Below are 20123 nucleotides of genomic sequence, written 5' to 3' on the forward strand. Positions count from 1 at the left end.
AACATCAATTAAAATTACTACCAATAGAGTATTTATTGTTAAATTGATTTAGATCAAATGTTACATTTAAACTATTTTAGTTAAATTCCATTTCAATTAACATTTCGTAAAAGAGAATACGTCTATTTTTTAGAAAAAATAAATTTTAAATTTAATTTAAATATAGATTTAGTATTTATCTGATGAAATAAACATAAAGGAATCATTTTGTGATCGCCTTAAATGCACGTCATCTTAAAATAAACAAATATTTTTTTTCAAGGTGACGTGATAACACTATCGTCTATTTCCAACCACTAATTATAATCCCTGCTCCAAGGAGCACAACTAGAGCACCTACCCAGTCAGTCACGGTAAGAGACACACCATCAACCACTTTCAGCCAAACTAATGCGGTTGCAATATATATCCCGCCATAAGTAGCATAAATTCGGCCACTTGCTTCCGGATGCAATGTCAATAACCAGACAAATAGCATTAAACTTAACGCCGCAGGGATCAATAGCCAAGCCCCACCTTGCTTTTTCATCCAAAGATAAGGAAAGTAACAGCCTGCAATTTCAGCCAACGCAGTGATAAAGAATAAAGCAATAATTTTTATCGACATAAAAACCCATTCAAAATAGTCCCCATAAATTTCACCTTGATATTAGCAAATTTCATCAACACTGTTATGTGGTTTTCACTAATATCAGTGAAATACGTCTTGCAATCGGTAAGACAAAAAATACATTCTGCAGCGCAATCATCCAAGGAAGCATCCACTAACTCAATCAAGGAGAAAACACGTCCCTAGTAAAGGCTAAGGCTTTTATCGTGCTAATTAGCGAAACATGCAATTCACAAGGAAAATTACACTGAAGCACTAAAAATTCTTTTAAGAAAAGCGATAGGTTATGATTCAATATGATTAGCTTTTAAGCTAATAAAACCCCATTCTCTTAAACTTTTAGTTTAAATTTTAAGACCTATTGCTGTTACTATAATAGTCACCTTTTCTATCATCTTATTGGCTAATAAAATTATTATGAGAGCAACATCTGAAGAAGCCCGTGTATTTATAGAAGTGGTAGAACAAAAAAGCTTTAGTAAAGCGGCTGATAAACTTAATTTAGCAAATTCAGCAGTGAGCCGAATCGTCAAAAAATTGGAAGAAAAACTGGGGGTCAATTTACTTAACCGTACCACCAGGCAAATTGACCTAACTGCAGAGGGCGAAATTTATTTTCAACGCATGAAAATTATCTTGCAAGAAATGCAAGCGGCAGAAGATGAATTATATGACACACAAAGCTCTCCAAAAGGCCTATTACGAATTGATGCAGCAACGCCGATTGTATTGCATATATTAATTCCTTTTGTTGCTATTTTTCGCAAACAATATCCAGACATTCACTTGTCGTTAGTTTCATCGGAAACCTTTGTTAATTTAATTGAACGGAAAGTTGATGTTGCTATTCGGGCAGGACATCTCACCGACTCCAGCTTACGTGCTCGCCCATTATTTAAGAGTTATCGCAAGATTATTGCGTCGCCAAATTATCTGGAACAACATGATGAGCCTAAATCTCCTCAAGATCTTTTGCATCATACATGCCTGACCTTTACTGAACCTGCATCATTAAATATGTGGCCAGTTAAAGGCATTGATGGGCAACTAATGGAAGTTACTGCAGGGATATCATCAAATAGCGGGGAGACACTAAGACAGCTTTGTTTAGCTGGAAATGGGATTGCATGTTTGTCTGACTTTATGGTGAATAAATATATTCAAAATGGCCAATTTGTCGAAGTATTAAAGGATGAATTGCAGCCTGTTCCTTTACCATTCCATGCCGTATATTACAGTGACCGCGTTGTCAGCCAGCGTATTCGGGTTTTTATTGATAGCTTAACTCAATATCTTGCAGAAATTCAGAGGCCATAACAAATCCTAGCCTCTGAGCATATAGAATAATCAATTAGTCCCAGTTTGGCGCTAAACCTTCTGGGCTAACTAAGCGGTCATTACAATCTAATGCTGCAATCGCCGCTTTATCGTCACTATCTAACTGTAATTGAGTTGCTTGCAAGTTACTTAATAAATTTTCACGTTTTGTTGATGATGGAATAACAGAATACCCTTCACCAATCGCCCACGCTAAAATAACCTGAGCGGATGTTGCATTGTGTTTCTGTGCAATACTCGCAATAACCTCATCCTTTAATGCTTTGCCATACGCTAATGTCATATAAGAGGTAATATGGATATTATGTTGTTTTGCCCACTCTACAACTTTTTTGTTTTGCAGATAAGGTGAAAGCTCTATTTGGTTTGTCGCAATATTTTCAACACCGACTGCCGCGATTGCTTTTTCCATTAATGGAATAGTGAAATTAGAAATACCAATTTCACGTGTTAACCCTTGTTTTTTGGCTTCCAATAATGCTTGCATGAACTCTTCAACAGAAACCGCATCATTTGGAGGTGGCCAATGCACTAGTGTTAAGTCCACATAATCCATTTGCAAATCACTTAAACTTTGTTTAAGACTTGGGATAAGTTTATCTTTACTTAAATTCTCAATCCAAATTTTTGTTGTGATATAAAGCTCGCTGCGCTCAACGCCACTTTCTGCAATAGCCTGCCCAACCGCAGCTTCATTCTCATAAATTTGTGCTGTATCAACAGCGCGGTACCCAACATCTAATGCATTTTTTACTGAAGCAATCACGACATCATCTTTTAAACGGAATGTACCCACACCAATTACAGGAATCGTCATTATGTTACCTTTCTTAAATTTTTTACATTAAGCTTCACGGGTAATTATCTGGATAGTCCATGTTCATTCGCTACGAACTAACCCATAATTACTGCGACAATTTGAATACGACAAAGAATACGATGGGATAATGCAGAGAAAAATAGCCGTAAGCTCAATAGACTTTTGCTAAAAAATCAATAATCTCTATTATTAATAGTTTTAACTATAAAAATAGTCTTTATAGTGATATTTGACTAAACTTCGCCTAATTAAATCATAAATATAGACAATAAATCCATTAAAGTAACGAATTCTGTTTTATTACTCTACTTTTTATCTTTATTTTAGTTTGTTAGCCTAAATATAACTTAGCAATTAACGAATAAGGCAATACAAATGAAAATTCTTCTTCTCAATGGCGGACAAACATTTGCTCACTCGGCAGGCCAGCTTAATCGTACATTACATGATGTAGCCAAAACCACGCTAAATGAGTTAGGGCACACTATGCAAGAAACCCATATCGAGTCGGGCTACGATATCGATAATGAAGTTAAAAAATTTCTTTGGGCCGATACGATTATTTACCAAATGCCTGGTTGGTGGATGATGATGCCTTGGATGGTAAAAAAATATATGGACGAGGTTTATACCCTCGGTCATGGTCATTTATATACAAGCGATGGTCGTACTCGCCAAGATCCAAGCAAACAATATGGTACTGGAGGCCTACTTCATGGAAGAAAATATATGCTTTCGGTGACTTGGAATGCCCCTCTTGATGCATTTGATGAGTTTGATAATTTTTTTGATGGTCGAGGTGTTGATGGTGTCTATTTTGCCTTTCATAAATCACAACAATTTCTCGGATTGAAAAAATTCCCAACCTTTATGGTAAACGACGTGATCAAAGAACCCAATATTAAAAAATATATCAACGATTACAAAACACATCTCACCGAAATTTTCGGGTAATCAAATTAAAAAGGAATACATTTGTATTCCTTTTTGTTATTTAGCCATTATTAATTAATATTATGCAATTTTGCTTATTAATTTCACATCTAATGAATCAATTTTATCTTCTATCTTCTCAATGAAATCTTTCAAATGTTGTGTTCCATTATGTTTATCTAATGATTTTTGGTCCTTCCAAATCTCAAAGAAAATAAAAATGTTTGGATTAGCATTATCTTGATGTAATTCATACTGAAGACAACCTTCATCCTTATTGCTTGGCTCAACAATTGATTTAGTTGCTGCTTTCACAAAATCAACTTCATTATCTTTTGCAATTACTGTTGCAACAATTCTTATTTCTGACATAAGCTCACCCTGTTATAAATAGATAATTTTAACTCATCTATTTATAGCATAACTCGAAGTTAGAATTTAACTTTTATTATTCTATAAATTAGAAAACACTTTTCTAACTTTAATCATGTTGTTATATTGCAAAAATAGTGTAACTTCAAAATATAATACAATCAATTTTATCGTTTCATTACATCTTATTTTCCCTGACGAGAAAAGGCTGAATTTTAGCACGTCATAAGATGGGAATTTTCAATTTATACTCATTACCATGTTGTGCAACATATTAACAATTCATTCACATTAATGGATTTACTATACAGATAATACTAACCAGCGTAGCATGATGAAATCATCATATATGAATGAGGCCACAATGAAAAATCATATTCAATTGGATATTCAAGACAATGAAGCCATTTTATCTTACCTATCGGATAAAATAATTTTACCTATTGGCATTAAGAATTTTAATGGCTTTACGTTTCAGCATTCCCCTATTACAGCTTATGAAGCTGAAATGGCAATTGAACATATCGAAAACGCAATTATTCCGATAAAAAAACAGCTCCCTACAGGAGAAATATTGCTTTTTAGTCATGATAACAAATTAAATTTACTGATAGAAAGTAGGCATATTAATGGTAACTTTATCACGACATCGCAGATTGAAGACGCTTTTAATGAATTGGTCGATGTGATTAATGGCAGCCCCATTCATTCAACACAATTGCCGACAAATAGCGAATTCAGTGCTTTTTTATTAATCATTAGAGAGATTACTCATCATTGGAGTTTGCATGGTATTACATATAATTAACCACAATAGCGAAGGAGGATAAAGACCTCCTTCTTTTTCTATCAACTCTATTAATTTAGTAGCTTTTTCATTAACAATGCTCTTTTTTCTTCTGCAATAAAACTTGCCAGTAATGCATTTACATTACACTCAGTAAAGTCAGCAATACTCCAACCAAATATATCATGCAATAATTGGTACTCTTTATTTAATGTTACATCCGCAACTGTTCGCGCATCTGTATTTATGCTTAATTTAACGCCCTGCTGTTTCAACTTATTAATAGGGTGGTTTTCGATACTATCAAAGACATTGCACACCAAATTGCAACTTGGGCAAACTTCAAGTAATACATTTAACGCTTTGAGCTTTTCAATCGTATTTGAATTTTCAATACTTCTAACCCCATGTCCTATACGAGAAACTTTTAATTTATCTAATGTTTCAATCACACTTTCATAGCCTAAAGCCTCTCCAGCATGTGCGATAACATTGCCGCCATGCTCTCTGACATAGTTAAATGCAATTTCATGATTGTCTAATGAAAAGCGAGCCTCATCGGCAGCTAAATCTAGTGCTACAACACCACGAGATTGATATTCTACAACTAATTTTGCCGTTTCAAGACTTTGAGAGGCAGTAAAATGCCTCAAAGTACACAAAATCAAGCCAGCTTCTATTTCGTACTTTACAACTGCCGAATTCATCGCATCTAATGTTATATCGACAACCTCTCGGCTTGAAAGACCATGTTGAGTATGTAATAAAGGAGCAAACCGAATTTCTGTATAAATTACATTATCCATTTTTAATTGCTCAAACAAATCATCAACTGCTAGCCCAATAGCAGATTTTGTCTGTAATATATTAAGTTGCGGTTCAATGCAACGTAGAAAATCGCCAAGATCTTCGCATCTTTCTGGTGCAATAAAGCCTTGTTTAAACTCATTAAACGTTAGTATTGGAATGGTTTGTTTAACATAAGAAAAACTTAAACATGTATCTAAATGTACGTGTAGTTCAACTTTTGGCATTATGTTAATTGCTGCTTTTATGCTTTTAGTAAATACGCTTGACGGTTTTAAAGGGACTTTCATGTTAATATCCTGCGAGTTATTTTTTAATAAGCTAGCAAGGTTATTACCATTTAAAAAAGGACATATGTCCTTTTTTAAATGAAAAAAACGAGTATGATTTAAGTATAATTTCAAGCGAAAAATGGTTATAACAATGAAAGCAATAAACTCTACAATAAAGCGTGCAGAATTTATTACTCATCATCAACTTGATAAAATCATTTCTGACGAAACTCTCAAAAATACAAAACTTATCCACATAAAGGCCAAAGAATATTTAATATTTCAAGATAGCCAAATCAGTCACCTTTACTTCCTTGTTAACGGGAAACTGCAAATTGAACGTTATGAAACTAACGGTTGCAAAGTCATTTTTTCATTTGAAAATACATTTTCTATAATTGGTGATTTAGAACTTTTTCAAAGCAATCTTGAAAATGACCGTATCTATAATACGATCCAAGCAGTTACAGATGCAGACTTACTTGCGCTACCTTTATCTATGATCCGAAAAAAAGAAATTTACTCACCATTATTTTTGCAATTTATCTGTCAGCACCTTAGTAAAAAGCTTTATAACACATCACAGTTACACTCCAGTGCATCATATTCAGTTGAATATAAATTAAGACGCTATCTTACTTTTGCTGAAAAGCAGAATGGAGAAAGTTTTCAATTAGAAAAGCGTGACTCTTTAGCCGCAATGCTAGGAGTCTCCGTTAGGCAATTAAATCGAACACTATCTAAACTTGTCAGTGATAAATTAATTGAAAAAAAAGGCAAGAAAATTAAGATATTAGATACTAGTCAGCTCTTAATTTCATGTCGGAAATAGAAAAGGCGGCCACTTCATTTACAATGGCCGCTTTTTATAAAATAAGAACACCATTACTTTTTGGTTGCTAAAATAACCGAAGAGGCTTTAACTATGGCAGTTACTTTACTGTTCACTGCTAACCCCATTTCAATTGTACTGTTATTCGTTACTACTGCTGATAATAATGTTCCTGCATCCGTTTTTACATTAACGACTGAGTTTACACTGCCTTTTTCAATAGACTCTACTTTGCCATCGAATTGGTTACGTGCTGAAAATTGGTACTCTTGTGCATCAGAAACAAGAACAACCCAAGGTGCTTTAATCACCGCAACTACTTGTTTACCTTTTTCTAACCCTAACTGTTTAGTGCTGTTTTTAGTGATGATTGCAGCAATGCTTTCTCCATTACCTAAATTTAAAATAATTTCATCATTTACTGAGCCGATAACAACCGACTCAACAACACCTGTAAGTTGATTTCTTGCAGAAATAGCCATTAAACATCTCCTATATTTAAAAAAAAATCGACTTCAGTAATACTATTTTTTAGTAATTTAATATTATTACCATTCGAATTAAGATTTAAAGTAAAGTTGCATTTATAGGCAATATTTTTAGTATTATAATCGCACTTAGAATTGACTAATAATATCGTTTGTCCCAATGCACGGATATCCATTGTATGATCAAACGGCTTACTCATATCTTTCCCATAAGTGACTATAGTCTCTGAGATGAGTGCATTATCTTTAAAATATTTTATCGTTGTTGGAAGTTTAAATTCATTATAATCATTTTTGCTATATTGTTTTTTCGTGTCAGCAAGCAATGAGCCAGCAATAATGCCATCTTTGCTATATTGGTAGATTAATTCACCATTTGAATCTTTTTTAGATATTATTTGACAGTTATCACCTATCACCATTTCGACAGGACCACTAACATCCCTACCAATCAATTTATTTTTAACTCGTTTTACAAAAAGATAGTTATGAGCACCATTTAAATACTCATCTTTCTTTTGATCAAAAGTAAAACTTTCCACACAACCATCATGGCCAATTTTTAACATTGATTCATAATTAATTGATTTATCTTCATTATAAACAACTGATTTTATTTGCTTAACAGCACCTCTAACAGGATTGAAATCATAAAGTTGAGCCAGATTAAACACGACTGGGTTATATTGCTGTTCTTGAACCGCTAATGATACAAAAGAAATAGGGAATAAACTTAAAAAAACGATTCCCAATAGGTATTTTTTACTCATTTCTATCGTCCGCCTCTAACAGCTACGGCTTGCTTTGACTTAAAAATAGCCTTTTTTATACATATTATCAGTTTTTCGATAAAAGTCAGGTTATGAACCCATAATATAAGTATAAAAATGAGTCTTAAATTAAATCCAAAGCCATTTTCGGCTAAAGACAAATATAAATATGAAAAAATAATAGAGAATAGCAATGGCTGTAACTCCTTTTTTATAAAATAATAACAAAGGAGTTACTTAAATTGATTATGGCATAATTGGAGCTGGTGTTGGCTCGCGCTCATCGTTAAAAACACGACCAAAACGTGGGTTTCCTTGGTTCCATTCCTCAACTGCGGCATGAATATCGGCTTTAGTTCGACCAATAAAATTCCACCACATTAGTACTGACTCATTTAAAGGCTCACCACCAAGTAATAAAATGTGGCTATCTGAAGCTAGCTCTATAGAAATTTCTGTTATATTTTTGCCTAAATAAACTAACTCATTACTCTTAATTTGCTGTCCTTCAATAGTAGCACTTCCACTTATGGCAAAAATACCGTATTCAAATTCAGGTCGTAAAGTTAAAACTTGTCGGGCTGTTTTCTTCGCAATAATATCAAGCCCGATCAACGGTGAAAATGTCAATGTTGGTGCTTTATAAGTGCCATATTCCCCAACTAATAAATGGAAATGGATCTCGCCTTCAGCCCAACGAGGTAATGTAGGATAATGGTCAAAGCGTGGGGAAATATCTTTAACTGCTTCGGGTAAAGCAATCCACAGTTGCACAGCATGTAACTGGCGGCTCTCTCCATAGGTATCTTCAGAATGACTGATCCCATAACCTGCTGTCATTAAATTAACCTGCCCTGGTCGAATAACCTGTTCATAGCCAAGGCTATCTCGATGCAATACTTCACCTTCAATCATCCAAGTGAATGTTTGTAAAGCAGTATGAGGATGAGGTGATACCTTCATTCCCTCTGAGTCGCCTTTAAAAACCGTCGGGCCCGCGTGGTCAAGAAAACACCAAGCTCCTATTAACCTACGCTCCCTTGTAGGCAAAACTCGTGCAACAGGAAGCCCACCAACATCCTTCGAACGTGCGGTAATCAACTGTAAATCAGGTATTTTATCATTAAATTGAATACTCATACTTACCTCATCAGTAATTAGCAAATGTTATTGGCGGATATCACTGTATTCAGGTGTTCTATCGAATATTGCTTTTGCAAAAGGGCATAATGGAATAATTTTTCGGCCTTCATTTCTCATTCGCTCAACAACCTTAGCAACTAATAACTTTGCAATGCCCTGTCCTTTTAAGCTTTCATCAACCACAGTGTGGTCAATAATCACCAGTTCATCGCCAGTATAAACAAAGGTTATCTCGGCAAGACGAGTTTGCTTGTCATCGGATAAAATAAAAAAGCTATTGTGGTCAGATTGGATATTCATCATAAATAACACCCTCTAAGTTAAATCAATTTAACTTAGAGTATGTGACGTATACTAAAAAGACAATATTATACAATTGTCGATGTGATCCAAATATTTTGAAGTTAGCAAGATAACAACACGAGAAAAGATGCCGAGACAGCGCTTAACTAGAGATTAAATTTAGTTTAACGCTGTTTTTCAATTGGTTAATTAATGCGACATACATTAATTATCAGAAAAATTGCTTATCACTGTATAGGTTAATGAATTTTCTGAGCTATCAATAACTTTTAATTTTACATTTCGATAAGAAATAATGTCGCTGTTTTTAAGATTATACTGAATCGTATCGCCAAATCCTTGGTTCTCAATATTCGAACCTATTTTCTGATAACTAATATCGACAACCTGGTCATTTATCCCATTGAAAATTAAGGCTTGTTCAAATGAATTACCATCAGAATTATTTAATTTTACCTGTTCGATTTGTGCTTTATCGCTACAAACAGCAACATTGACATCCGTTACGATACAAATTTCATTAGGACTAGCCCCTTTTTTAATTAAAAGTGAATTCCAAGGTTGCCCTAAAACCTCAACAACGACCGAACCAGAGTCAATTATTTGGTCTGGCATATAAAAATCGCCTTTATCACTTGAGCCCACTTTTTTGAATACACCCGGAATAATTTTGTATGCCAAATCTATCTGCACAGGGTTTAATACTTTAATTCCGTCTATTTCACTAATATTGCCTTCTCTTACTAAGGGTTGCCCTACTGTAATATGGTTGACCTGACCTATTTTAGGCTCACTGATTTTTTGTGAGTCAGGAACATAATTATACTCAGTCACCGCACATCCTGATAAAGAAGCAATACAAAAAATTGGAACTAATAATTTATTCATCTTGATAAAATCCATGGCATTAAGATATTAAATATTATATTTATAAAACAATTTCAACAAGTTACTATCTTTCTATCCACTGAAATTTTTTGATGAAACTAACCTTGATGATTTACTTATAACCCATGGTATTAATCATTATTTAGTTATGTGGGATGGTAACTCAAAACTGCATGCTATTTACTCTCATGTCTGATTAAGCCAAAAAATACAAATAAAAACGCCATTAGATCAACAAAAAACACCTTATATTATTAACGTTTCGTTAACATATATTCTGCCTAGCAACCATCATATAAGCATTAGTACAACTGGCTTTATTACCATGATTTTTTCATTTGGTGAGCCCTTTAGTTGATAAAGCCAATTATACATAACCGCCTCGGCTTATGCTTTGGCGGTTTTTTCGTATTTATATTTTTTGATTAAATTTATTGTTATTTGCGTAAGGCATTTTATTATCTAGTAATTTAAAGCTAAAGCTCTCTCTATCTATATATCCAACAACATTGTTTGAGTCATATAGCTGAATGAAGAAATCAGCTAGTTCCTCGCAAGAATGATATGTACCAAAAACTTTATCATAATCATAATATTCTACTCCGTTAGCAATTCGACCAAAATCTGTTTTGGTCGCTGCAGGAGCCAGTAATTTTACTTTAATCTTAGCATCCAAGTTCAATAATTCATGAGCCAATCCCTCAGTAAAAGAGCTAACAAAAAATTTCGAAGCACAATAGGTAACGGCTGTAGGTACGATAGTATATCCTCCCGCAGAACTTACATTGACCAACTGTGAATCATCAATATTCTGATTATCACGCACGAACATTAACGATAGAACTGCGAGTGTATTGATATTCAAATTTAATAAAGTTTGTGCATCTTTTATTGGCTGAGAGAATGCTTCCCCATAATATCCAACACCGGCGTTATTTACCCATACCCGAATATCAAAAGCTTTCAGTTCCTCATAAAGTGACATTGCATCATCTGTAATAGATAAATCACATGATTTTGTTACGACCTCAATGTATTGATTAATCTTACGCAATTCGATTTTCAATTGGTTCAACAAGGAATCTCGCCTTGCTACAGCAATAATATTAAATCCACGCTCAGCTAATTTTATTGAAATTGCACGACCAATACCTGAGCTCGCACCTGTAATAACCGCATAATGTTTATTTCTCATGACATACCCTCTTTGACAAAAGTTTCAAAAGGGTAAAGGATAGAGTTAACTCTAGGTCAAGAAACTTCTAGGTAATACATGAATTATTCAATCAGTCAGTTTGCACAACTAACCGGATTCACCATATACACCCTTAGATACTATGAAAAAGAAGGAATATTGAAATCATCCAGACAAGCAAACAATCATAGGTACTATTCTGAAGATGATATTGAATGGGTTAAGTTTATCACTCGTTTAAAAGAAACTGGCATGCCTTTAAAAAAGATTAAAGAATACGCGGCACTAAGAAATATAGGAACATCAACTTCATTTGAGAGAATGAATTTGCTTACTGAACACTACGCTAATCTTGAAAAGCAAATTTTATCTCTAAATGAACACTTAAGTAACTTAAAGCTTAAAATTCAGCATTATCAAGAAACAATTAAAAATGAATACCAATTAACTTACACGGCTAATTCACAAGCACCATATCTTATGGTGAATTATGGTGCTTAATAAATTCCCCTGCTATTTTTTAGCCCATTCCACCAGCTTTTGTTCTTTGGGTTGTTGGTTTGGGTCAATTCCCTCCACCAGTAATCTCTTTGCATCATCACGCTTTCTTCTGGCATCAGCTAGTATAATGATTAGCTTCATTTGGGGGCACTCAAATTATGGAGTATAAATGTACCACCTAAGGGGGGTAGTTTTTAATAGACGATAGTAGACGTTGGAATAATGGGATTTAGTTAGAATGCTTGATTTACTTGGGATTGGAAGACTTTACTAGAATTGAAGATGGCGGAGGAGGAGAGATTCGAACTCTCGGATGGTTTCCCATCGGCGGTTTTCAAGACCGCTGCCTTCAGCCGCTCGGCCACCCCTCCGCAATGACGTGCACTATAAACATCCTCTCATTGGATGTAAACCCCTAATTTGATCATTCGCTTTAAAAATATACGTCTTTCATACTGTTAGATGAAAATATCGACATTCTAACGACTTTACTTGGGTTATATCCCAATTTTTGCTAAATTTACGTTCTAATTTTATTTGAGTTGAATAAGAGAATGTTGGTTTTTAATAATCAAGAAATAGAAACAGATGCGCAAGGTTACCTGCTTGATAGCCAACAATGGAGTGAAGAATTAATCCCTTTACTCGCGCAGCAAGAAGATATTGAAATTACTAATGAACACCTAGAAATTATCCGTTTCGTCAGGAATTTCTACTTGGAATTTAATACCTCACCGGCTATCCGTATGTTGGTTAAAGCAGTTTCTCAACAATTTGGGGAAGAAAAAGGCAATAGCCGCTATTTATACCGGCTATTTCCAAAAGGCCCAGCTAAGCAAGCCACTAAACTTGCTGGCCTGCCAAAACCGGTGAAATGTATTTAATTTCTTGCTAATAGCGGACACTAAAATCCGCTATTGGCTCAGCTTTCCAATTTTCGGTGAAAAAATGGTCTATCTTTGCTCCCGGAGGACCACCCGCTTTCAGCCAGTCATCAACAAACTCAATATCTTGCTCTGAGCCATAAACAGCTAACTTAACGCTGCCGTCATCCCGGTTACACACAAAGCCTTTTATGCCATTCTGATTAGCCCAATGATAGGTTTGGTAACGAAACCCAACCCCTTGAACACGACCATAAATATAAAAATAACGACCTGATGCAGTCATGTGAGCCTCCATTGTCAGAGCATATTGTATTGATACCTTCTTTTAACAGTTGTTTTTTATTCATTGAACAGATAATCTGCTAAATGAGGCACTGCTTTTGATAGTTACGTATAAAGACAGTGTATTGCGTTATTGATAATTGTCCATATCTTAGCTTGAAAACGCGTAGCACTGCCCATATATAGTTTGAAGTATAAGCAAGGCTTTTAGGAGGTCGCTATGATGATCACCAGTAAATATGGAATCGGGCAACAAGTTAGACACAAACTTCTCGGCTACTTAGGCGTTGTTGTAGATGTAGACGCTGAGTATTCGCTCGAACAACCACATGATGATGATATTGCCGCTAACAGCACACTACGCGATCTACCTTGGTATCATGTTGTTATGGAAGATGACAATGGGGATGCTGTTCATACTTATTTGGCCGAAGCTCAAATTACCTATGAAACCGCAGAAGACCATCCAGAACAACCATCAATGGATGAACTAGCGGAATCAATAAGGTCTCAGTTGCAAGCACCTCGCCTTCGCAACTAACCTGCAAATATCGATATTGTTATTTATGAACGCAACCGTAAAGCAGCTAACTAGCTGCTTTACTTTTTAACGCTAAAATGTAGTTTATTTTTCAAGGCCTAATGCAGGGATTTCTTGTTTTGGGCATTTATCCATAACAAACTGTAAACCTGCCTGCAAAGCGATTTTTTGCGCTTCTTCGCTAATCACGCCTTTTTGTAACCACAAAACTTTAGCTTTTACTTCTACCGCTTCCCTGGCTACTCCTATTGCAGCTTCTGCATTACGAAATACATCGACCATATCAATAGGCTCTGGTATATCACTAAGCTTTTCGTATACAAGTTGCCCTAATAAAGTTTGCCCTGCCAATTTTGGGCTCACTGGAATAACGGTATAGCCTTGATGCAAAAGATATTCCATAACTTCATAACTCGGCCTATTTGCTTTATCACTCGCCCCAACTAAAGCGATAGTCCGAACACTCTTTAAAATTTCAGCAATTTCTTGATCTCTCATCAAAATATCTCCCAAAATCTATAAACTATTCATTAGCATTATGATATATGTTGTATATCTTTACTCATTCAATTTTTAAAGATGTCTATCTCGCATCTTATTTAAGGGAATATCATGGAATCAACTACCCGTAAAATTACAGCCTCAAAAAATATTGCTTTGGTTGCCCATGACCACTGTAAACCCTCATTATTATCTTGGACTAAGAAAAACAATGAACGGCTTCAAACTCACAATTTATATGCAACTGGAACAACAGGTAATTTAATCAACCAGCACACTGGATTGCCAGTCACCAGTATGTTAAGCGGCCCAATGGGGGGAGACCAACAAATTGGTTCAATGATTGCGGAACAAAAAATCGACCTATTGATTTTCTTCTGGGACCCTCTTAATGCAGTACCTCATGACCCAGATGTTAAAGCTTTGCTGCGCTTAGCCACAGTATGGAATATTCCTGTCGCAACCAACCCTGCAACTGCTGATTTTTTAATTACTTCCACCTATTTTGATAATGCGATAGACATTGTTATTCCTGATTACCAAAGCTACTTAACTAAACGAACTAACTAATCTATCAATATTAAGCGCCACAACATTCTGGCGCTTAATACAAAATAAGATTACCTTACGGTTTCTTTTGCTTTGGAACACCCAATTGCTTGAGTTCATCAACAAATTCTGACGGCTTTTCTGGATGATAAAGCAACCAAACTTGCTGCTTAGCCCGTGTTAATGCAACATATAGCAAACGTCTTTCTTCTGCATGGTCAAAATCTTCTGGCTTAGGCAGTAATGCTTGCTCAATAATTGATTCTCGCGCAGGAGCAGGGAAACCATCCTTTCCACTATTCAAACCACAAATTATCACATGGTCTGCTTGCTGCCCTTTTGAGGCATGAATAGTCATAAACTGAATATTTAATTTTGGCCAACGGGTCTTGGCTTTACCTAATATATTAGGTTTTAAATAATGATAGCGAGCGAGCACTAATATCGTTTCATCATCAAGAACATAACCACTCATTTTATCCAACAAACGTTCCAGTGCATCTTCATACAGAAGAATAACGGATTTTTTATTTCCTTTAGTTAAGCTATTCAATGGCTTATCTAACTGCATAGGGTTTTGTAAAATAAACTGATTAGCAACCTCACCTATACGCTCATTAAAACGATAAGTTGTGTCTAAAGCGCAAAGTTCTCCAATACCAAAGTTATGTTCAAACGATGTGGTTAAGTCTAATTCTGCACCACTAAACCGGTAGATAGCTTGCCAATCATCTCCAACAGCAAATAACGTCGTTTGCTTATTCTGCTTGCGTAGTACTTGCAATAACTTAGCGCGAAGAGGAGAAATATCTTGAAACTCATCAACTAAAATATGTTTCCATGGGCTAATAAAACGCCCTTTTTCTAGAATATTGATGGCCTGATGAATTAATCCTGAAAAATCAATTGCACCTTCATCTTTCAATGCGCTTTTCCACGCTTTCAATAACGGCGCCATTAAACGAATACGTTTTTGGAAAAGATCTCTTATTTCTTCCGCTGCATTCTCAATCATGTCCTTCTGGCTACCACCATGCATACGCATTAAACTTAGCCAACGGTCTAACCGAGTAGCGACTTTAGTGCTAATTTTTTCGTCTTTCCAGAATTCACCGTCTGGAATTTCCCATTGTAACTCTTCAGAAAGCCATTCTCGCCACCCTTTTGCTTGCGCTTTCTTTGCTGAACATTGTTCTCGCCATTCATTTAATAATAATGTTTGCCGTTTTTGAGTGTCTGTTTCTAACTCACTAATCACGGGCGATTTTTTGCTACCTTCACGAATAATGTGTAAAGCAAGAGCATGAAAAGTTTTTGCTTCAATATCTTGTTGTAGGCGTGAGTGAATACGTTCGTTCATTTCATCCGCAGCTTTACGACCAAAAGCCAGCAAGAGAATTTGTTCTGGTTTTGCCAAACCTCGCAAGATAAGCCAACCCGCTCTAGCGACTAGGACTGATGTTTTACCACTTCCAGCCCCCGCCAGCACTAATACATTATCCTCACCATTGATCACAGATAAGGACTGAGAATAATTGAGAGGTGATGTTTCTACTTGCTGGAAAAAATCGTGATAACGAACTAAAACAGACTCACACCAATAGTCATTAATTTGTTTTCGACATTCTTGGCTGTTATTTAGCCAATTCAGGCATTCTTGATACTGTGATGCACAATTTTCAAACAATGAAATGCGTGCTAAAGGCATAGGCAATGATGAGAACTTTTGTGATATTTTATCTTTTATTTCAGCCAATTGGTGTAATGTCAACCAATGATCTTGCTGAGTCAATTGTTCAATCGTATTAACTAACTCAGTCAATACATGAGCACTGATTTGACTCATTTCAGTGCTCCATTGCTGCCATTTTTCATTTAAATAATGGTAAAAGCGCTGAGTTTGTTTCCATTCCGTGCCATGTAAACGAACAACCTGTTCATTCACAATTTCAAATTCTAACTCCCCCCAAACAATCCCTCTCTTACAACGAAGATCAATGAGTTCATTAAATGGGATAAGATATTGGTGGTTTTCACCACTGACTTCAATACCTGCGTTGAGTAAGCGAACCCGATTGTAGGGATGCTGAGCCAGACGCTGTCCAATCTGTGTTGATTTCAGTTCCATACGTCCTGCACCTGAGAAAATCAATGACAAAAATACGGTTGGCTTGATTCCAAACGGTTTTTTATTCCTTGCAAACAAGCTATCCTATATAGATTAAGGCTTGTCTTACCTTTGAGGTACTTTGTGTTAACACTGCTTACCAGTTATCGTCGTGTGCTATATAACAGCCATATTTTATATTATATCCGAATATTTATAGCCCTGACAGGCGCAACCTTAGTGCCATGGTTGTTAGGTCAAGAGCCTAAAATCACCATCCCACTCACATTGGGTGTCGTTGCTGCAGCACTAACTGACTTAGATGATAGGCTAACTGGTAGAATAAAAAATTTAATTATTACACTTTTTTGTTTTTTTATTGCATCCGTTTCTATTGAACTCCTTTTTCCCTATCCTTTATTTTTCTTTTTTGGCCTCGCATTTTCTACGTGTGGCTTTATTCTTCTTGGTGCTTTAGGACAGCGATACGCTACCATCGCATTTGGTGCACTATTAATTGCCATTTATACCATGCTCGGCGTACCCATTTTTGATACTTGGTACCAACAACCCGCATTATTACTGACAGGGGCAATTTGGTATAATATTTTAACCTTGATTGGGCATATTTTATTTCCTGTAAGGCCATTGCAAGATGCAATAACCCAATGTTATCAGCAACTTTCAGCTTATTTAGACGCAAAAGCTAACTTATTTGATCCTGATTTAGAAGATGACTACCAACGCTCTGTTTATGATTTAGCATTAGTAAACAGCCACTTGGTTAGCACCATGAACCAAGCAAAAATTGCATTATTGAGTCGATTAAAAGGGGATCGGGGACAAAAAGGTACACGAAATTCGCTACAATATTATTTTGTTGCTCAAGACATTCACGAACGAGCAAGTTCATCCCACATACAATATCAACAGCTTAGCCGCACTTTACGTCACTGTGATATTTTATTTCGTTTCCAACGCCTATTAACCATGCAAGCGAGAGCCTGCCAACAAGTTGCTCAATCTGTTTTATGGCGTAAACAATACCAACATAATCCTCGTTTTGAACGTACCTTCGCTTACATTGAAAAATCGCTACAGCTACTAAAACAGCAATCGCCTGAGCTTCATGAAATTAAAGCCCTGTATAACCTACTTAAAAACTTAAAAGGAATTGATGTTCAACTTAAAGGCCTGAGCCTTGAGCAAAGTGCATGGCAGCAAAATAATAAACAGGTAGAGCAGTTATCTGATGAATCGTTATCAGGTATTAGTGATATTATTTCGCGGGTTAAGCACCATTTAACGCCAAAATCATCTTTATTTCGCCATGCAGTAAGAATGTCAATTCTCCTTTGTACTGGCTATATTATTATCCAACTATTTGATATGGAAAGAGGATATTGGATATTACTCACTAGCTTATTTGTATGCCAACCTAACTACAGCGCCACTAAACGCCGCTTAGCCCTTCGCATAATAGGAACTATTGTTGGTATTCTCATTGGTTTACCTTTGCTGAATTTAATCCCCTCAATGGAAGGGCAACTTACGCTAATCGTTATTTCTGGCTTACTGTTTTTTATGTTTCGCAGTAGCCAATATGCCCAAGCAACATTATTCATCACACTTCTCGTTTTGTTTTGTTTTAACCTATTGGGCGAAGGATTTGATGTTGCACTTCCACGGATCATTGACACATTAATTGGTTGTTTTATTGCATTACTTGCCGTTAGCTTTATTTGGCCAGATTGGAAATTCCGCCAACTCCCCCAAGTCATTCAAAAAACCATGGATAGCAACTGCCGTTATTTAGATGCTATTTTGCAGCAGTACTACCAAGGTAAAGACAACCGCCTTGAGTACCGAGTTGCACGTAGAGACGCACACAATAATGATGCAGAGTTTGCATCGATTGTTTCCAATATGGCTTCTGACCCTAAGTCTTATCGAATCACCCAAGAACAAGCTTTTCGCCTTCTTTGCTTAAACCATACTTTACTCAGTTATATTTCAGCATTAGGTGCACATCGTGAAAAAATGCAAAATGAAAGTAATCTTTCATTACTCAACGATGCTATTTGCTATGTTGAATCATCCTTGCAAATCACAACCATTGACCCACTAGTTATCGATGAAAAATCAGATAAACTTCGCCATAGTCTATTACACCGCATAGATTATATTTCAACCAGTGATGACGAAAAAACGTTGCTTATCATGGAGCAAACTAAGTTATTGCTTGAACTAATACCTGAGATACGGCAAATCATTCGCACTATCAGTGCAACATAAATATACCGATGAGCGGGTATTAAAATTCTAAATACCCACTCATCTTCATATAGCGTATATGTAATATTGATTATATTAATAGTAAAAGTCGTTTTCAGTGAGTTTAGGCTGACGTCAACTCAAAACTATTATACCAAGCAATTAGCTCTTGTTTGATATCCTTAGGCAAAACAGCACTATGACACCCTTCTATTGCAGCTGCTAAGCCAATCAGTAGCTTGATACTGGGGTTATTCCTACCATGTTTTTTTAGCTTCATAAAACAAGCCTTTGCGCCCATCATGCGCAAATCGTCAACATGAGATACGCCAATTTTCCCTAGAGCACGCTCAACTGACATATTCATATTGGGTAAATCTTTTATACGCATGGTCATTGATTGCTTTTGTTTTAATTCCTCGATAGCTGAACGGTAAGCCAACTCAATATATTGGAGAAACAAAACTTCGTCATGCCAAACTTGTTCCGAAAGTTGATAGTACCGCATTTCCAATGGAATACCTTTTTTACTATAAACTAACCGATTAAACCCTAACGCTTCAAAGTGGCTCCTCGCTACTAAACAACCTCGTAAATAAAAACATTCATCAAGTACCAGCCCCACAATTGCATCATCGACTAGTAAACAAAATCCACCAAAATGATTTTTACGTTTTAATGCGCCAAATTGACTTAACAAACCGGATAAATAAAAAATTTTTTCTTCTTCTAACAACATTACCAAACTCCTTTTTGGGTATGCTCAATTTTCATCCTTTAGAAAATTAATTTTATAATTTCTTTTTTTACAGATAATTACGCGTAACCAATTTTGAGAGTTTCCATAAAAAATGCCAAGAAGAATGCGGAGAAAAACAACAAAGTTGCGAAGCGCTTTGAAAAAATAGTCTTGATATTGGATG

At 35.7% G+C, this 20123-nt stretch carries 23 protein-coding genes and 1 tRNA gene; 9 read left to right on the forward strand and 15 right to left on the reverse strand.

The genetic code is table 11. From position 1 onward, the window contains the following. Window positions 1-283 precede the first annotated feature (283 nt). The gene (locus FVA69_RS13865; RefSeq protein WP_004909715.1) at window positions 284-607 is read right to left on the reverse strand and encodes a YnfA family protein; all 324 of its coding nucleotides are present in this window, start codon (window positions 605-607) and stop codon (window positions 284-286) included. 420 nt (window positions 608-1027) lie between these two features. Here FVA69_RS13865 and yafC point away from each other — a divergent pair, with 420 nt between their 5' ends. Beyond that, a complete protein-coding gene (gene yafC, locus FVA69_RS13870) occupies window positions 1028-1927 on the forward strand; it encodes a DNA-binding transcriptional regulator YafC (protein ID WP_004909711.1) in 900 nt (299 codons plus the stop codon). 34 nt (window positions 1928-1961) lie between these two features. Here the strand turns inward: yafC and dkgB are convergent, their stop codons facing one another. Continuing rightward, window positions 1962-2765 carry a 2,5-didehydrogluconate reductase DkgB gene (gene dkgB, locus FVA69_RS13875; RefSeq protein ID WP_164528966.1) on the reverse strand — a complete coding sequence of 268 codons (804 nt, stop codon included), beginning with the start codon at window positions 2763-2765 and terminating at the stop codon, window positions 1962-1964. A gap of 378 nt (window positions 2766-3143) precedes the next feature. On the opposite strand from dkgB, the gene FVA69_RS13880 reads away from it, so the two are divergent. Beyond that, window positions 3144-3722, forward strand: coding sequence for an NAD(P)H-dependent oxidoreductase (locus FVA69_RS13880; RefSeq protein WP_004909707.1), 579 nt, complete (start codon window positions 3144-3146; stop codon window positions 3720-3722). Window positions 3723-3782: 60 nt separating this feature from the next. On the opposite strand, the gene FVA69_RS13885 is transcribed toward FVA69_RS13880, so the two are convergent. Further along, window positions 3783-4073, reverse strand: a complete 291-nt coding sequence (locus FVA69_RS13885; RefSeq protein ID WP_004909705.1) for a putative quinol monooxygenase — start codon at window positions 4071-4073, stop codon at window positions 3783-3785. Between the two features lie 364 nt (window positions 4074-4437). Here FVA69_RS13885 and FVA69_RS13890 point away from each other — a divergent pair, with 364 nt between their 5' ends. After that, a complete protein-coding gene (locus FVA69_RS13890) occupies window positions 4438-4881 on the forward strand; it encodes a hypothetical protein (protein ID WP_123382100.1) in 444 nt (147 codons plus the stop codon). Between the two features lie 50 nt (window positions 4882-4931). On the opposite strand, the gene add is transcribed toward FVA69_RS13890, so the two are convergent. Next, window positions 4932-5957: an adenosine deaminase gene (add, locus tag FVA69_RS13895; RefSeq protein WP_196719717.1), complete on the reverse strand. Its 1026-nt coding sequence runs from the start codon at window positions 5955-5957 to the stop codon at window positions 4932-4934. A 133-nt stretch (window positions 5958-6090) separates the two neighbouring features. Here add and FVA69_RS13900 point away from each other — a divergent pair, with 133 nt between their 5' ends. Continuing rightward, window positions 6091-6771: a Crp/Fnr family transcriptional regulator gene (locus tag FVA69_RS13900; protein ID WP_162598817.1), complete on the forward strand. Its 681-nt coding sequence runs from the start codon at window positions 6091-6093 to the stop codon at window positions 6769-6771. Between the two features lie 53 nt (window positions 6772-6824). Here FVA69_RS13900 and FVA69_RS13905 read toward each other — a convergent pair whose 3' ends face one another. The 6 genes from FVA69_RS13905 to FVA69_RS13930 all read right to left on the reverse strand — a co-directional run bounded on the left by FVA69_RS13905 (window position 6825) and on the right by FVA69_RS13930 (window position 11558). After that, complete coding sequence (locus FVA69_RS13905; protein WP_109911076.1) at window positions 6825-7253, reverse strand: TOBE domain-containing protein; 429 nt, start codon at window positions 7251-7253, stop codon at window positions 6825-6827. Then, complete coding sequence (locus tag FVA69_RS13910) at window positions 7253-8029, reverse strand: YnfC family lipoprotein (RefSeq protein ID WP_164528967.1); 777 nt, start codon at window positions 8027-8029, stop codon at window positions 7253-7255. The genes FVA69_RS13905 and FVA69_RS13910 overlap by 1 nt, the downstream gene beginning before the upstream one ends. A 246-nt stretch (window positions 8030-8275) precedes the next feature. Then, window positions 8276-9169: a pirin family protein gene (locus FVA69_RS13915; protein WP_109911075.1), complete on the reverse strand. Its 894-nt coding sequence runs from the start codon at window positions 9167-9169 to the stop codon at window positions 8276-8278. 27 nt (window positions 9170-9196) lie between these two features. Then, complete coding sequence (locus tag FVA69_RS13920) at window positions 9197-9472, reverse strand: GNAT family N-acetyltransferase (protein ID WP_164529360.1); 276 nt, start codon at window positions 9470-9472, stop codon at window positions 9197-9199. 207 nt (window positions 9473-9679) lie between these two features. Then, the gene (locus FVA69_RS13925) at window positions 9680-10363 is read right to left on the reverse strand and encodes a hypothetical protein (RefSeq protein ID WP_226537858.1); all 684 of its coding nucleotides are present in this window, start codon (window positions 10361-10363) and stop codon (window positions 9680-9682) included. A 412-nt stretch (window positions 10364-10775) separates the two neighbouring features. Then, on the reverse strand, window positions 10776-11558 hold the full coding sequence (locus FVA69_RS13930) for an SDR family NAD(P)-dependent oxidoreductase (protein WP_004909680.1): 783 nt from the start codon (window positions 11556-11558) through the stop codon (window positions 10776-10778). 78 nt (window positions 11559-11636) lie between these two features. Here FVA69_RS13930 and FVA69_RS13935 point away from each other — a divergent pair, with 78 nt between their 5' ends. Further along, complete coding sequence (locus FVA69_RS13935; protein WP_164528969.1) at window positions 11637-12059, forward strand: MerR family transcriptional regulator; 423 nt, start codon at window positions 11637-11639, stop codon at window positions 12057-12059. A 283-nt stretch (window positions 12060-12342) separates the two neighbouring features. Here FVA69_RS13935 and FVA69_RS13940 read toward each other — a convergent pair. Continuing rightward, window positions 12343-12430 (reverse strand) — tRNA-Ser (locus FVA69_RS13940). Window positions 12431-12613: 183 nt separating this feature from the next. On the opposite strand from FVA69_RS13940, the gene FVA69_RS13945 reads away from it, so the two are divergent. Further along, window positions 12614-12943, forward strand: coding sequence for a TusE/DsrC/DsvC family sulfur relay protein (locus tag FVA69_RS13945; protein WP_004256090.1), 330 nt, complete (start codon window positions 12614-12616; stop codon window positions 12941-12943). 7 nt (window positions 12944-12950) lie between these two features. Here FVA69_RS13945 and FVA69_RS13950 read toward each other — a convergent pair whose 3' ends face one another. Then, a complete protein-coding gene (locus FVA69_RS13950; protein ID WP_184957450.1) occupies window positions 12951-13229 on the reverse strand; it encodes an acylphosphatase in 279 nt (92 codons plus the stop codon). 219 nt (window positions 13230-13448) lie between these two features. On the opposite strand from FVA69_RS13950, the gene hspQ reads away from it, so the two are divergent. Next, window positions 13449-13769 (forward strand): heat shock protein HspQ, encoded by a 321-nt coding sequence (gene hspQ, locus FVA69_RS13955; RefSeq protein ID WP_181937016.1) that lies wholly within the window; start codon window positions 13449-13451, stop codon window positions 13767-13769. Window positions 13770-13853: 84 nt separating this feature from the next. Here the strand turns inward: hspQ and FVA69_RS13960 are convergent, their stop codons facing one another. Continuing rightward, window positions 13854-14267, reverse strand: coding sequence for a CoA-binding protein (locus FVA69_RS13960; RefSeq protein ID WP_109911070.1), 414 nt, complete (start codon window positions 14265-14267; stop codon window positions 13854-13856). A 114-nt stretch (window positions 14268-14381) separates the two neighbouring features. Between FVA69_RS13960 and FVA69_RS13965 the strand changes: the two genes are divergently transcribed. After that, window positions 14382-14840: a methylglyoxal synthase gene (locus tag FVA69_RS13965; RefSeq protein WP_109911069.1), complete on the forward strand. Its 459-nt coding sequence runs from the start codon at window positions 14382-14384 to the stop codon at window positions 14838-14840. Window positions 14841-14895: 55 nt separating this feature from the next. Here the strand turns inward: FVA69_RS13965 and helD are convergent, their stop codons facing one another. Beyond that, complete coding sequence (gene helD / locus FVA69_RS13970) at window positions 14896-16947, reverse strand: DNA helicase IV (protein ID WP_164528970.1); 2052 nt, start codon at window positions 16945-16947, stop codon at window positions 14896-14898. Between the two features lie 123 nt (window positions 16948-17070). Here helD and yccS point away from each other — a divergent pair, with 123 nt between their 5' ends. After that, on the forward strand, window positions 17071-19221 hold the full coding sequence (gene yccS, locus FVA69_RS13975) for a YccS family putative transporter (RefSeq protein ID WP_004909659.1): 2151 nt from the start codon (window positions 17071-17073) through the stop codon (window positions 19219-19221). A 103-nt stretch (window positions 19222-19324) separates the two neighbouring features. Here the strand turns inward: yccS and FVA69_RS13980 are convergent, their stop codons facing one another. Next, a complete protein-coding gene (locus FVA69_RS13980; RefSeq protein ID WP_004909656.1) occupies window positions 19325-19939 on the reverse strand; it encodes a TfoX/Sxy family DNA transformation protein in 615 nt (204 codons plus the stop codon). Window positions 19940-20123: the final 184 nt, after the last annotated feature.

This window comes from Providencia sp. PROV004 (assembly GCF_011045615.1).
GTDB lineage: Bacteria > Pseudomonadota > Gammaproteobacteria > Enterobacterales > Enterobacteriaceae > Providencia > Providencia rettgeri.